Raw genomic sequence first — 14,786 nt, 5'->3', positions numbered from 1 at the left:
TCTCACTGGGCGTACACCGACATCTCCCACAGCGAGAAGCCGTAGGAGGTGCCCCGGGTCAGCCCGTACATCCGCACGTACCGGGCCTGCTGCGGGGCGAAGCTGACCACGTCGGTCCCGCCGTCGCCGGTGGTGGTCGACCAGGCCGGCCGCCAGGTGGCGCCGTCGGTGGAAATTTCCACCCGGTACGACCGGGCGTAGGCGGCCTCCCAGGCCAGGGCCACCCGACCGACCTGCCGGACCGATCCGAGGTCGACCCGCAGCCACTGGTTGTCCGACCACGAACTGGCCCACCGGGTGCCCAGGTCGCCGTCCACGGCACGGCCGGCACCGTGGAACAGTTGGCTGCTGGAGGCGGTGACCGGGCGGCCGGCGGCCAGATTGGTCAGGTCGTCGCCGCGCCGGGCGGGGAACGACACCACCTGCTGGTAGGTCGGACGGTTCTGCCAGGCGATGGTGGCGTGCTTGATGCCGCCCAGCGGCGACTGGACGATGGCGTCGGCGCACCACTGGTCACCGGCGGCGCAGGTCTCGTCACCCGGATAGGTCTGCGTGGCCGGTGTGGTCGCCGCCGTGCGCAGGGTGTCGAGCAGGATCTGCCGGCAGGCGGCGAGGTCGCCGTCGCCGCAGAAGGTACGCCCCGGCCCACCGGCCACCGGGTCACCCAGGACGGCCCGCAGGTCCCGGTCGACCCAACCCCACCACCCGTACTGGAAGGCCGAGCCCTTGTGCGTCTGGGCGCTGTTCGCCGACGACGGCAGGTTCGACACGTCGCCCTGCTGGTGGCCGGAGGGTGACTCGTTGACCTGAAGGGTGTTGACCAGGGACTGGTACAGCTCCGCGCCGAGCGGGGCCCGGAACATGCCCCGGACCAGCAGCGGCCACCACGCGTCGAGGGTCCGGATCGCCTCGGCGTGCTGGTAGACCCTGCTGCCGCTGGCCGTCTCCACGCGTAGCGCGCCGGCCTGCCGCCACGCCTTGAGCCGGGCGATCTCGGTGGCCAGGGCGGCGTCGGTGACCGGTTGACTCTCCAGTACCCGGAGCAGCTCGCCGAGCACCTCGGCGCCGCGCAGGTCGGTGAGCCCGGCCCGCTGCACCAGCTCGGTGAGCGAGGCCCGGTCGAAGGTGCGGCCCGCCGCGAGTGCCGCCTTCACCGGCTTGTCCAGCAGGTCACCGCGGTGCACGGCGCCGAAGCTGAAGTTGCCGTCGGCGGCACCGAAGTCCTTGGCCTGCTTGTTGTTCCAGCTGACGTAGTAGTCCTGGTTCACCGACTGCGGGTGGGCCGACGCCGGCGCGTACCGGGCGGTGCCGGTCTCCGGGTCGAAGTCCTGCCACTCGTACGCCCGCTCGGCCTTCATCGGCAGGCTCGGGTTGCTTCCGGACGCCCGTAGCGGGTTGAGCCCGGAGTTGAAGTACGCCGACTCGGTGGAGTTGACGTAGAACCAGTTGAACGCGTACTCGACGTTGTTCGCCGAGGTGCGGAACGCCGCCGCCGAGCCCATCTGGGTCGGGTCGTTGTACATCTGGAAGCCGATCGCGGAGTCGGCCTCCCGCCCGTAGGTGGAGCGCAGCTTCGTGAAGGCGTGCGGCACCCCGCCGACGGTGCCCCGCCACGCCACCAGCCCGAGCTTCGTACGCCAGGCGACGAGCTTGTACGACCCGGCGGCGGTGCCGTCGGCGACGGTCGGGCGCCACCGGTTGACGTGGGACAGCTCCTCCATCGCCAGGCACTGCCCCCGGAACAGGTAGTGGTCGCTGCCCAGCGTCGGGGTGCCACCGCCGGGTACGCAGAGCGGCACCGCGTAGGTGTCGGTGATGTCGTGCACGGAGGAGGTGGCGCTCCAGGCGTAGTCCTGGCCCCGGCCGAGCAGGACGTACAGGTTCAACCCGGCGAAGGCGGCGCCACGGGCGCTGATGCCCGGACCCTGCAACTCCTGGACCATCAGCAGTTGGGGGGAGAAGTAGCCGGTCTGCGGCCCGAAGACCGCCACCGGATGCCCGCTGGTGGAGTGCTCGGCGGAGATCACCGCCGCGTTGGACATGCCCCGGTGCGCCGGGTCGATGGTCAGCCCGGACAGCGCGGCGGCCAATTCCGAGGCGCTGTCCGAGCCGGTGGTGGTGGCGGAGCCGGTCGGCTCGGTGACGACCGGCTCGACCCGGGCCGAGGCGGCGTCCGGCAGCACCACGCTCGGCGCGTCGGGGGAGGCGTCGCCGTACGGGAAGCTCTGTCCGTCGTGCAGGGTCAGCACGGTCTCCGGGTCGTTCTGACCCCGGAAGCCCTGCCACACCCGGTCGCCCTCGACCGGGCCGAACCTGGCCCGGGCGGCGATGCGGACCAGCGCGGACTGCATCTCCGTGCCGCCCCCGCCACCGAACAGGCCACCGACCACACCGGCGATGGCGACCAGGTCGGTCAGCACGAACGGTTCCGGCCCACCGGCGTTGGTGATCGCGTCGAGATGCCCGGTGAGCACGTACTCGCCGGGGCAGTTGCGGTTGGCCATGCAGGTGCGGATGTAGGCGTTGATCCCGGCGATGTACTCCTGCACGTCGGTGTAGAGCTGCTCACCGCGCTCACCCTTGCCGCGCAGCGCGGCGACCTGCGCGGTCAGGTCGGCCTCGGTGTACGGGGAGGTGCGCCAGACGCTCTGCTCCAACGCCCGGTTGCCGGGTGCCCCGCCCGCGAACGGCGTCAGGGTGCCCCGGCCGACGTGCCGCAGCAGGTCCATGGTGAACAGCCGGTCCTCGGCCCCGGCGTAACCGGCGCCGAACATGGTCCCGGCGCGGGTGGTGCCGGTGATGTGCGGGACACCGGTGGCCCGGTCCCGCAGGATGCGTACGTCCGCGCGGGGTGAGTAGTCGCGTTCCACCTGGCTGGGCGCGACGCCGAAGGAGGCGTCGTGGAAGAAGGTGTCGATCTGGTCCTCGCGCAGGCCGGCGTAGCCGTAGACGAGGTCGGCGTACCTGCCGAGCTGGTCGGCGGAGTGCCGGGGCAGGGTACCGAAGGCCTGGTTGCCGAGGATCTCGACGAGGGTGGCGTTGCCGTTCTGGCCGGGCGGCAGGATCTCCGAGCATTCGCCCAGGCAGTAGTCGTCGGCGGCGAAGACACTCGCGACGGTCGACGCGCGGGCGCTCCCCGCGTGCTCGGTCGGGACGGTGGTCGCGGTGGCGGTGGTCGGGGCCGCGACGAGCAGGGCGGCGACGGCGGTGGCGGTCGCGGCGACGGCGAGCAGCCGGCGGGTGGGGGTGTGACCGGTCATGGCGATCCTCTGTGGACGGGGGCCATCGGACGGGATCATTACATGAAGAACATTCGGTTACTGGATGGTAGGCCGCCGTGCCCGAGATTGGAAGGTATCGATCGAGGCGGCGCCGGTCCGCACCGTAACCGGTCATCCGGGGATGATTCGGGCTGTCGGGGGTGGCGACTAGTCTCGGAGTGTGGCTGATCCGTCGACCTACCGTCCCGCGCCGGGCACGATTCCCGAGGCACCGGGGGTCTACCGCTTCTACGACGGCACCGGCCGGGTCATCTACGTGGGCAAGGCGAGGAACCTGCGCAGCCGGCTCAACTCCTACTTCGCCGACCTGTGGGGGCTGCACCAGCGCACCCGGCAGATGGTCACCACCGCCGAGGCGGTGGACTGGGTCACGGTCGGCACCGAGGTCGAGGCGCTCCAGCTCGAATACCTCTGGATCAAGCAGTACGACCCGAGGTTCAACGTCCGCTACCGTGACGACAAGTCCTACCCCTACCTGGCGGTGACCCTCGACGAGGAGTACCCACGGCTCCAGGTGATGCGCGGGGCCAAGCGCAAGGGGGTGCGCTACTTCGGGCCGTACTCGCACGCCTGGGCAATCCGCGAGACGCTCGACCTGCTGCTGCGCGTCTTCCCGGCCCGCACCTGCTCCGCCGGGGTGTTCAAGCGGGCCGGTCAGGTCGGCCGGCCCTGCCTGCTGGGCTACATCGGCAAGTGCTCGGCCCCCTGCGTCGGCAGCGTCTCCGCCGAGCGGCACCGCGAGATCGTCGACGACTTCTGCGACTTCATGGCCGGGCGCACCGACACCATGGTCCGCAAGCTGGAACGCGAGATGACCGAGGCCAGCGAGCAGTTGGAGTTCGAGCGGGCGGCCCGGCTGCGCGACGACGTCGCCGCGCTGCGCCGGGCGATGGAGAAGCAGACCGTGGTGCTCGGCGACGGCACCGACGCCGACGTGGTGGCCTTCGCCGACGATCCGCTCGAAGCCGCGGTCCAGGTCTTCCACGTCCGCGGCGGCCGGGTACGCGGCCAGCGCGGTTGGGTGGTGGAGAAGACCGAGGAGCTGACCACCGGCGACCTGGTCCACCACTTCTGCACGCAGGTCTACGGCGGCGAGCACGGCGAGGCCGACGTGCCACGGGAGCTGCTGGTGCCCGAGCTGCCCGCCGACGCCGACGCCCTGGCCGACTGGCTCTCCACCCACCGGGGTGGCCGGGTGTCCCTGCGGGTGCCGCAGCGCGGTGACAAGCGGGCCCTGATGGAGACGGTGGAACGCAACGCCAAGGACGCCCTGGCCCGGCACAAGCTCAAGCGGGCCGGTGACCTCACCACCCGCAGCAAGGCCCTCGACGAGATCACCGAGGCGCTCGGCCTGCGGACGGCGCCGCTGCGCATCGAGTGTTTCGACATCTCGCAGATCCAGGGCACCGACGTGGTGGCGAGCATGGTCGTCTTCGAGGACGGGCTACCCCGCAAGAGCGAGTACCGCCGGTTCATCATCCGGGGCGCCACCGACGACCTCTCGGCGATGTCCGAGGTGCTGCGCCGCCGCTTCGCCCGCTACCTCGACGCCCGCGCCGAGACCGGTGAGGCGGGTGTCGAATCCGCCGCCGAACTGGCCGCCCCGGCCGCCGCCGCTGACCGCGCCGCCGTTGACCGCGAGCCGGCCGTCGCCGGCACCGACGTGCTCGGCACCACGCCGGCCGTCGTCGACGCAGGCGACGGTGACGTAGACGTCGTCGACGGCGGCGACGAGCCGCGCATCGGCGCGCTTGTCGACCCGACCACCGGACGGCCGCGGCGGTTCGCGTACCCGCCGCAGCTGGTGGTGGTCGACGGCGGAGCGCCGCAGGTCGCCGCCGCCGCGCAGGCCCTCGCCGAGCTGGGCATCGACGACGTGGCGCTGTGCGGGCTGGCCAAGCGGCTGGAGGAGGTCTGGCTGCCCGACGACGACTTCCCGGTCATCCTGCCGCGCGCCTCCGAGGGGCTCTACCTGCTGCAACGGGTACGCGACGAGGCGCACCGCTTCGCCATCACCTTCCACCGGCAGCGCCGCTCCAAGCGGATGACCACCTCGGCGTTGGACAACGTCCCCGGCCTCGGCGAGGTACGCCGCAAGGCGCTGCTGCGTCACTTCGGCTCGCTGAAACGCCTCTCGGCCGCCACCGTCGAGGAGATCACCGAGGTCCCCGGCGTCGGCCACCGCACCGCCGAGGCGATCCTGGCCGCCCTCCACACCCCCGAACCTCCCGCCAGCTGACAACTTCGGGGATGTTGCGGTCTCCACGGCGCCTGAGCCAGCAACATCCCCGAAGTTGCGCGGATCTTGAGAGGTTGCGCGGATCTTGACGAGGGTGGGCGGTCACCTCAGGCGGCGTCGGCGAGCACTCCGAGGAGCTGCTCGCCGTAGCGGGCCAGCTTGTTCTCCCCGACGCCGCTGATCCGGGACAGCTCGGCCAGCGACGACGGCGCGTCGGCGGCGATCTGGCGCAGCGTCGCGTCGTGGAAGATGACGTACGCGGGTACGCCCTGCTCCTTGGCGGTGGCCGCCCGCCAGGCCCGCAGCCGTTCGAACGTGCCGGCCGCCTCCGCCGGCAGCTCGGCGACCACGGTGGCCGCGCCCCGCGGCTTGGCCGCCTTCGCCGGGCGGGCCGCCTCGCGGCGCAGCATGACGGTGCGCCGCCGGCCGAGCACCTCGGCACTGGCGTCGGTGAGCGCCAGCGTGCCGTAGTCGCCCTCGACGGCGAGCAGCCCCTCGGCGAGCAGTTGCCGGACCACGCCGCGCCACTCCGCCTCGCTCAGCTCCGCGCCGATGCCGAACACGGTGAGCGAGTCGTGCCGATGCTGGGTGATCTTGTCGGTGGCGCGGCCCAGCAGGATGTCGACGCAGTGCCCGGCACCGAACCGCTGGTTGCGTTCCCGGTCCAACCGGAAGACGGTGGAGAGCAGCTTCTGCGCGGCCACCGTGCCGTCCCAGGACTCCGGTGGCTCCAGGCAGGTGTCGCAGTTGCCGCAGCCGCCGGTGGCCGGCTCGCCGAAATACTCCAGCAGCTGCGCCCGGCGGCAGCGGACCGTCTCGCAGAGCGCCAGCATCGCGTCGAGGTGGGCGGCGAGGTTGCGCCGGTGGGCCAGGTCGCCCTCGGAGGTGTCGATCATCTTCCGCTGCTGCACCACGTCCTGCAGCCCGTACGCCAGCCAGGCGGTCGACGGCAACCCGTCGCGGCCGGCGCGGCCGGTCTCCTGGTAGTAGCCCTCGACCGACTTGGGTAGGTCGAGGTGGGCGACGAACCGCACGTCGGGCTTGTCGATACCCATCCCGAAGGCGATCGTCGCCACCATCACCACGCCGTCGGCGCGCAGGAAGCGCTGCTGGTTGGCGGCGCGGGTGCCGGCGTCCAGACCGGCGTGGTACGGCAGCGCGTCGATGCCGTTGGCGACCAGGAACTCGGCGGTCTTCTCCACCGAGGCCCGGGACAGGCAGTAGACGATGCCCGCCTCGCCGGGATGTTCGTCGCGCAGCAGGGCGAGCAACTGCTTGCGCGGCTCCCGCTTCGGCACGATCCGGTACTGGATGTTGGGCCGGTCGAAGCTGGCCACGAAGTGCCGTGCCTCGGTGAGGCTCAGCCGGGTGGCGATCTCGGACCGGGTCGCGCTGGTCGCCGTGGCGGTCAGCGCGATGCGGGGTACGCCCGGCCAGCGTTCGTGCAGCATCGACAGGTTCAGGTAGTCCGGCCGGAAGTCGTGACCCCACTGCGACACGCAGTGCGCCTCGTCGATGGCGAACAGGCCGATCCGCCCCCGGTCCAGCAGGTTCAGCGTGCCCCGGCTGGCCAGCGCCTCCGGCGCGAGGTAGAGCAGGTCGATCTCGCCGGCCACGAACTCCGCCTCGACCAGCCGGCGGGTGTCCGGGTCGAGGGTCGAGTTGAGGAAACCGGCCCGCACCCCGACCGCCGTCAGCGCGTCGACCTGGTCCTGCATCAGCGCGATCAGTGGCGAGATCACCACGGCGACGCCGTCGCGCACCAGGGCCGGGATCTGGTAGCACAGCGACTTGCCGCCGCCGGTCGGCATCAGCACCAGCGCGTCCCCGCCGGCCACCACGTGGTCGATGACCTCGCGCTGGAAACCCCGGAACGAGTCGTACCCGAAGACCCGGCGCAGCACGTCCAGCGCCACGGTCACCTTCTCCCCGGTCGGGGCGTCGGAGCTGGCCAGGTCGGTGACGCTCACGTCGGCGGGGGAAACCATCCGGGAATTCTACGAGCGGCCGATTCTCCCGTTCGATGCGTGGCAGTTCCGGTGCTGTCGGCTCGGCGTGTCGACCACCTGCGCTGCCACAGTTCGAGCGGGGCGGGTCATCGGGCCGGCGGGACCGGCACGCGCTTGGCCCAGCGGACGTCGCCGTCGGGATCGACGTAGCAGAACGCCACCGCCAGGCGCGACGGGTCGGTCAGCGGCAGGGCGCCGGGCACCAGCCGGAAGACGGCGATCAGGCTGCCGTCGGCCGTCGCGCGGGTGCCCACCGCGCCGACGTTGCCGGGGGTGGTGAACGTGCCCTCGGGCTCCTCGCGGGTGGCGGTGTCGGCGAGCCAGGGGTAGCGGTCGGCCAGCACGTCGTACGCTCCGGCCCAGTTGGAACCGGTGCCGCCGTCGGCGTCCCAGCCGGCGTAGGGCTGCACCACCCGGGCGGGTTCCACCCGGGAGTCGAGCAGGATGACCTGGTAGTGGCCCTTTCGGGGCGGCCCCGACCAGCGCAGCCGCAACACGACCGACTGTCTGCCGGGGTCGCCGATGACGTTGTCCGCCGGCTCGGGCCAGCCGAACGCGACGACCGCGTCCGCCACACCGTCCGGCTCTGGCAGGCTGGCCTGGACGGTCACCGCCAGGGTGTCGCCGCCGTCGGCCCACTCCCGTTCGCGGTCGACGTAACGGTGCACTGTGGCCAGCACGGCGACCGTGACGGACACGAGCGCCACCACCCAGCGCAGCCGCGCCCCGTGCCTGCCCATGGCCGGAGGATAGCCGCGTCACGCGTCACGCGCCGTCGGTCAGCCGACACGACCAGCCTCCTCTCCCGTGCTCTGCTGCACCGGGCGCAACGGTTCAGCCCGCGGACTGTTGCGCTGGTTGAAGCAGAGCAAAGGGCGCGTGGCGAGACATGGGCGGCGGCGGGAACCGGAGCGCTGGCGTGCACTGGGCGGCCCGACGACAGCGGCCGGTGGTGGGATCAGCGCGGCGGCGGTGCCTCCCACGGAGCCCGACACGGGCGAGCTAGAGTCGCTGCTTGACCGTGCCCGGTCGGGATCGACCGGGGCAGCACCGATGGAGGGGTTGACGGGTGGGCGAGGCGCACACGACCGGTCACCGCGCGGGCGTACCCGGTGAGCAGACCGGGGCGACCGCCGAGACGGACACCACCCTGGTCGTGGTCACCGGGCTGTCCGGTGGGGGGCGCAGCACCGTGGCCCGGGCCCTGGAGAACGTGGGCTTCTACGTCGTCGACAACCTGCCGCAGGCGCTGCTGCTGGACATGGCCGAGCTGGCGGTGAAGGCGGGCGGAGCGGCCCGGCGTACCGCGATGGTGCTGGACGTGCGCTCCCGGGCCTTCTCCACGGATCTGGCCGAGGCGATCCGGGAGCTGAAGGAGCGGGGCTACGCCCCCCGGGTGGTCTTCGTCGACGCGGACGACGAGGTGCTGATCCGCCGGTTCGAGAGCGTGCGCCGCTCGCATCCGTTGCAGGGCGACGGCCGGCTCGCCGACGGCATCGCCGTCGAGCGGGGCCTGCTGGAGGAGGCCCGCGACCAGGCCGACGTGATCATCGACACCAGCCACCTCAACGTGAACCAGTTGCGTCGCCGGGTCGAGGAGCTGTTCGGCGGGGAGGACGCCCGCCGGCTGCGGCTCACGGTGATCTCCTTCGGCTTCAAGTACGGCCTGCCGCCGGACGCCGACTTCGTGATGGACGCCCGGTTCCTGCCCAACCCCTACTGGGTGCCCGAACTGCGCGAGCACACCGGGCGCGAGGAGGCGGTCAGCGCGTACGTGTTGGGACAGGAGGGCGCGGACGCCTTCGTCGACGCGTACGCGGACCTGGTGAACGCCACCACGGCCGGCTTCGAGCGCGAGGGCAAGCGGTACCTGACCGTGGCGGTCGGCTGCACCGGCGGCAAGCACCGCAGCGTGGCGATCGCCGAGGAGCTGGCCGCCCGACTGCGTCGCGCCGGGCTGGCCGCCAACGCCCAGCACCGCGACCTGGGGCGGGAATGACGATCCGGGTGGTGGCCTTCGGCGGCGGGCACGGCCTGTCCGCCTCGCTGCGGGCACTGCGTCGGTGCGCCCCGGAGCTGGATCTGGACATCACAGCGGTGGTGACCGTCGGCGACGACGGCGGCTCAAGTGGCCGGCTGCGGGCCGAACGGGGTGGGCTGCCCCCGGGTGACCTGCGCCAGGCGCTGGTGGCACTGGCCGGCGACCATCCCGCGACCCGGCGCAGCGCGGGACTGTTCCAACACCGCTTCGCCGAGCTGGCGGCGGATGGCCGGACCGACGGGCTGGCCGGGCACGCGGTGGGCAACCTGGTGCTCTGCGGGCTGATGGAGCTGCTCGGCGACCCGGTGGCGGCGCTGGAGCACGCCGGGGCGATGCTCGGCTCGGTCGGCCGGGTGCTGCCGATGTCCCGCCAGCCGGTCGACATCGAGGCCCGGGTACGCGGGGTCGACCCGGTACGCCCCGACGACGTGTGCACCGTACGCGGACAGCACCAGGTCGCGGTCACCACCGGGCGGGTCGAGTCGCTGCGGCTCACCCCGCAGGCGCCGGCGGCGTGCGCGGAGGCGGTCGCCGCGATCGGTGCCGCCGACTGGCTGATCTTCGGGCCGGGCAGCTGGTACACGAGCGTGTTGCCGCACCTGCTGGTGCCGCAACTGGCCGCCGCGATCCTGGCCAGCCCGGCTCGGCGACTGGTCACTCTCAACCTCGCCGCCGAGAAGGAGACGCTCGGTCTCTCGGTCGCCGACCACCTGGCGGCGCTGCGCTGGTACCTGCCGGAGCTGACGGTCGACTTCGTGCTCGCCGACGCCAAGGCGGTCGGTGACCCCGAACCGGTCCACGGTGCGGCAGAATCCCTGGGAGCCCGGCTGGTCCTCGCTCCCGTCGCGGTCGACGACGGCACTCCCCGTCATGATCCGGCTGCTCTGGGCGCCGCCCTGGTGCCTGTACTGGGCGCCGATCGTTAGACACGTACGTAATCTCCGGCGACACGCCGGAACCGGTCCGTGAGGGGACGCACAATGGCGATGACGGCGGCGGTCAAGGACGAGCTGAGTCGGGTCGACGTGCCCAAGCCCTGCTGCCGGCGGGCGGAGATGGCGGCGCTGCTGCGGTTCGCCGGTGGGCTGCACATCGTGTCCGGGCGGGTGGTGGTGGAGGCCGAGCTCGACACCGGCGCGGTGGCCCGGCGGTTGCGGCGCGAGATCGCCGAGGTCTACGGCTATCCGAGCGAGATCCATGTGCTCGCCTCCGGCGGGCTGCGCAAGGGCAGCCACTTCATCGTCCGGGTGGTCAAGGACGGCGAGGCCCTGGCCCGGCAGACCGGGCTACTCGACGTGCGTGGCCGGCCGGTACGCGGGCTGCCGCCGCACGTCGTCGCCGCCAGCGTCTGCTGCGCGGTGTCCGCCTGGCGGGGCGCGTTCATGGCGCACGGCTCGTTGACCGAACCGGGTCGCTCCAGCGCCCTGGAGATCACCTGCCCGGGACCGGAGTCGGCGCTGGCCCTGGTCGGCGCGGCCCGGCGGCTGGGCATCACCGCCAAGAACCGGGAGGTCCGCGGCGTCGACCGGGTGGTGGTCAAGGACGGCGACGCGATCGCCGCGCTGCTCACCCGCATCGGTGCGCACTCCAGCGTGCTGGCGTGGGAGGAGCGCCGGGTCCGGCGCGAGGTGCGGGCGACGGCCAACCGGTTGGCGAACTTCGACGACGCCAACCTGCGCCGGTCGGCCCGGGCGGCGGTCGCCGCGGCGGCCCGGGTGACCCGGGCGTTGGAGATCCTCGCCGACGACGCGCCGGAGCACCTGACCTCGGCCGGCCGGCTGCGGCTGGAGCACCGGCAGGCGTCCCTGGAGGAGCTGGGCGCGCTGGCCGACCCGCCGCTGACCAAGGACGCCATCGCCGGACGGATCCGCCGGTTGCTGGCGTTGGCCGACAAGCGGGCCCGCGACCTCGGCATCCCGGATACCGAAGCGGCCGTCACGCCCGACATGCTCGTGGTCTGATAGGACGGTGGGGCGACCACCCGCCGCAGCGTGGCTCAGCGCGCTCGGATATGGTCGCTGCGTACGGCAAGGGGGCCGGCACCGGTGCTCCCCGCCGTACCCACCGCCTCGACGGCGGTCAGGTCCCTCGGACCGCGGCGAGGTGGCCGGGATGAACCGTCAACGGCCGGCTCCAACGGTCGGCGCACACCACTTCGCCGGCCGAGGGTCTCCACGCCGGCGGACCAGAACGCGAGGAGATGGGACCTGTGACCATCCGGGTTGGCATCAACGGCTTCGGCCGTATCGGCCGTAACTTCTTCCGGGCAGTGCTGGCGTCCGGCGCTGACGTCGAGGTCGTGGCCGTCAACGACCTGACCGACAACGCGACGCTCGCCCACCTGCTCAAGTACGACAGCATCCTGGGTCGCCTCCCGCAGGAGGTCAAGGCCACCGCCGACGAGATCACCGTCGGCGGCAAGTCCATCAAGGCGTACGCCGAGAAGGACCCGGCGGCGCTGCCGTGGGGCGACGTCGGCGCGGACGTGGTCATCGAGTCGACCGGCTTCTTCACCGACGCCACCAAGGCCAAGGCGCACATCGACGGCGGGGCCAAGAAGGTCATCATCTCCGCTCCGGCGAAGAACGAGGACGTCACGGTCGTGATGGGCGTCAACGACGGCCAGTACGACCCGGCGAAGCACAACATCATCTCGAACGCCTCCTGCACCACCAACTGCCTGGCGCCGATGGCGAAGGTCCTGCACGACACGTTCGGCATCCAGCAGGGTCTGATGACCACCATCCACGCGTACACCCAGGACCAGAACCTCCAGGACGCGCCGCACAAGGACCTGCGCCGGGCCCGGGCCGCCGCGCTGAACATCGTGCCGACCTCGACCGGCGCCGCGAAGGCCATCGGCCTGGTGCTGCCGGACCTCAAGGGCAAGCTCGACGGGTACGCGCTGCGGGTGCCGATCCCGACCGGCTCCGCCACCGACCTCACCGTCACCGTCGGTCGGGAGACCTCGGTGGACGAGGTCAACGCCGCGCTGAAGGCCGCCGCCGAGGGCCCGCTGCGGGGCATCCTGACCTACAACGAGGACCCGATCGTCTCCGCCGACATCGTCACCGACCCGGCGTCGTGCATCTTCGACGCGCCGCTGACCAAGGTCATCGGCAACCAGGTGAAGGTCGTGGGCTGGTACGACAACGAGTGGGGCTACTCCAACCGCCTGGTCGACCTGGTGAAGCTGGTTGGTTCGTCGCTGTGAGCATCCGTAACCTCGACGACCTGCTCGCCGAGGGGGTCTCGGGTCGGCGCGTGCTGGTGCGCGCCGACCTGAACGTCCCGCTCGACAAGCAGACGGGTGCGATCACCGACGACGGTCGGATCCGGGCGGTGCTGCCGACCCTCGGCGCGTTGACCGAGGCCGGTGCCAAGGTCGTCGTCTGCTCCCACCTGGGCCGGCCGAAGGGTGCGCCGGACCCGCAGTTCAGCCTCGCCCCGGTCGCCGGGCGGCTCGGTGAGCTGCTCGGCACGGCGGTGCACTTCGCCACCGACACGGTCGGCGAGTCGGCCCAGGCGACGGTGGCGGCGCTCGCCGACGGCGAGGTGGCGCTGCTGGAGAACCTCCGCTTCAACAAGGGGGAGACCAGCAAGGACGACGCCGAGCGGGGCGCCTTCGCCGACCAGCTCGCCGCCCTCGGCGACAGCTACGTCGACGACGCGTTCGGCGCGGTGCACCGCAAGCACGCGAGCGTCCACGACGTGCCGGCCCGGCTGCCGCACTACGCCGGCCGGCTGGTGCTGCGCGAGGTGGAGGTGCTGTCGCAGCTCACCGGTGACCCGGAGCGGCCGTACGTGGTGGTGCTCGGCGGGTCGAAGGTCTCCGACAAGCTCGCGGTGATCGAGGCGCTGCTGCCGACGGTCGACCGGCTGCTCATCGGTGGTGGCATGTGCTTCACCTTCCTCAAGGCCCAGGGCCACGAGGTCGGCTCCTCCCTGCTGGAGGCCGAGATGGTGGAGACCTGCCGCAACCTGCTGGAGCGCTCCGGGGGCAAGATCATGCTCCCGGTCGACGTGGTGGCCGCCGACGCCTTCGCCCCGGACGCCGCGCACGACACCGTGCCGGCGGACGGCATCCCCAGCAAGCGGGTGGGGCTGGACGTGGGCCCGAAGACCGTGGCGGGGTTCGCCGCCGCACTGAAGGGCGCCCGGACGATCTTCTGGAACGGCCCGATGGGCGTGTTCGAGATGCCCGCCTTCGCGCACGGCACCCGTGGGGTGGCCGAGGCGATCGCCGGTGCCGACGCGTTCAGCGTGGTCGGTGGTGGTGACTCGGCCGCCGCGGTGCGGGCCCTGGGGCTGGACGAGAAGTCCTTCGGGCACATCTCCACCGGCGGTGGCGCGTCCCTGGAGTACCTGGAGGGCAAGACCCTCCCCGGCATCGCGGCCCTGGAGAACTGATGGCGAGCGCCCCCCGCCGGCCGCTGATGGCCGGCAACTGGAAGATGAACCTCAACCACCTCGAGGCGAACCTGCTGGTGCAGAAGCTGGCGGCCAGCCTCACCGAGAAGCAGCTGACCGAGGTGGAGACGGTGGTGCTGCCGCCGTTCACCGACCTGCGCACGGTGCAGACGGTCGTGGAGGGTGACAAGCTGCTCATCGGCTACGGCGCGCAGGACCTGTCGCCGCACGCCTCCGGTGCGTACACCGGGGAGATCTCCGGCGCGATGCTGGCCAAGCTCGGCTGCACGTACGTGGCGGTCGGCCACTCCGAGCGGCGGCAGTACCACCGCGAGGACGACGCATTGGTGGGCGCCAAGGTGCAGGCGGCGCTGACCCACGGGCTCACCCCGATCCTCTGCGTGGGGGAGGGGCTCGACGTCCGGGAGCAGGGCACCCACGTGGCGCACTGCACCGACCAGCTCGACGCCGCCCTCAAGGGGCTCAGCCCGGAGCAGGTCCTCCGGGTGGTGGTCGCGTACGAGCCGGTCTGGGCGATCGGCACCGGCAAGACGGCCACCCCGGAGGACGCCCAGGAGGTGTGTGGCGCGCTGCGGGCCCGGCTGGCCGAGACCGTGGACCAGGCCACCGCCGACGGCGTACGGATCCTCTACGGCGGCTCGGTCAAGTCGTCGAACGTCGCCTCGATCATGGCCCAGCCGGACGTGGACGGCGCCCTGGTGGGCGGCGCCAGCCTGGACGCCGAGGAGTTCGCGAAGATCTGCCGGTTCCCGGAGCACATCACCGGCTGATCGCTCGCTATCCTT

10 protein-coding genes are annotated in these 14,786 nt (G+C 72.1%); 7 read left to right on the top strand and 3 right to left on the bottom strand.

The features are described 5' to 3' along the window. Positions 1–2 precede the first annotated feature (2 nt). Positions 3–3,260: a penicillin acylase family protein gene (locus tag V5O40_RS22770; protein WP_332907347.1), complete on the bottom strand. Its 3,258-nt coding sequence runs from the start codon at positions 3,258–3,260 to the stop codon at positions 3–5. 181 nt (positions 3,261–3,441) lie between these two features. Between V5O40_RS22770 and uvrC the strand changes: the two genes are divergently transcribed. Next, positions 3,442–5,520, top strand: coding sequence for an excinuclease ABC subunit UvrC (gene uvrC, locus V5O40_RS22765; protein ID WP_332907346.1), 2,079 nt, complete (start codon positions 3,442–3,444; stop codon positions 5,518–5,520). Positions 5,521–5,627: 107 nt separating this feature from the next. Here uvrC and recQ read toward each other — a convergent pair whose 3' ends face one another. After that, positions 5,628–7,508: a DNA helicase RecQ gene (recQ, locus tag V5O40_RS22760; RefSeq protein ID WP_332907345.1), complete on the bottom strand. Its 1,881-nt coding sequence runs from the start codon at positions 7,506–7,508 to the stop codon at positions 5,628–5,630. A gap of 107 nt (positions 7,509–7,615) precedes the next feature. Next, positions 7,616–8,269 carry a hypothetical protein gene (locus V5O40_RS22755; RefSeq protein WP_332907344.1) on the bottom strand — a complete coding sequence of 218 codons (654 nt, stop codon included), beginning with the start codon at positions 8,267–8,269 and terminating at the stop codon, positions 7,616–7,618. A gap of 410 nt (positions 8,270–8,679) precedes the next feature. Between V5O40_RS22755 and rapZ the strand changes: the two genes are divergently transcribed. The 6 genes from rapZ (at position 8,680) to tpiA (ending at position 14,771) form a co-directional block, all read left to right on the top strand. Next, complete coding sequence (gene rapZ / locus V5O40_RS22750; protein WP_210827651.1) at positions 8,680–9,528, top strand: RNase adapter RapZ; 849 nt, start codon at positions 8,680–8,682, stop codon at positions 9,526–9,528. Then, the gene (locus V5O40_RS22745; RefSeq protein ID WP_332907343.1) at positions 9,525–10,496 is read left to right on the top strand and encodes a gluconeogenesis factor YvcK family protein; all 972 of its coding nucleotides are present in this window, start codon (positions 9,525–9,527) and stop codon (positions 10,494–10,496) included. The genes rapZ and V5O40_RS22745 overlap by 4 nt, the downstream gene beginning before the upstream one ends. 54 nt (positions 10,497–10,550) lie before the next feature. Beyond that, positions 10,551–11,531 carry a DNA-binding protein WhiA gene (gene whiA, locus V5O40_RS22740; RefSeq protein WP_093401454.1) on the top strand — a complete coding sequence of 327 codons (981 nt, stop codon included), beginning with the start codon at positions 10,551–10,553 and terminating at the stop codon, positions 11,529–11,531. 248 nt (positions 11,532–11,779) lie between these two features. Continuing rightward, a complete protein-coding gene (gene gap, locus V5O40_RS22735; protein WP_093401453.1) occupies positions 11,780–12,784 on the top strand; it encodes a type I glyceraldehyde-3-phosphate dehydrogenase in 1,005 nt (334 codons plus the stop codon). Then, positions 12,781–13,980, top strand: a complete 1,200-nt coding sequence (locus V5O40_RS22730; RefSeq protein WP_332907342.1) for a phosphoglycerate kinase — start codon at positions 12,781–12,783, stop codon at positions 13,978–13,980. Before gap ends, V5O40_RS22730 begins: the two co-directional genes overlap by 4 nt. After that, on the top strand, positions 13,980–14,771 hold the full coding sequence (gene tpiA / locus V5O40_RS22725) for a triose-phosphate isomerase (RefSeq protein ID WP_164448290.1): 792 nt from the start codon (positions 13,980–13,982) through the stop codon (positions 14,769–14,771). Before V5O40_RS22730 ends, tpiA begins: the two co-directional genes overlap by 1 nt. Positions 14,772–14,786 lie beyond the last annotated feature (15 nt).

The sequence above is a fragment of the Micromonospora palythoicola genome (genome assembly GCF_036689795.1).
Taxonomy (GTDB): domain Bacteria; phylum Actinomycetota; class Actinomycetes; order Mycobacteriales; family Micromonosporaceae; genus Micromonospora; species Micromonospora palythoicola.
The sequence above is the reverse complement of the archived record's forward strand: the minus strand, read 5'-3'. Positions and strand labels throughout refer to the sequence as shown.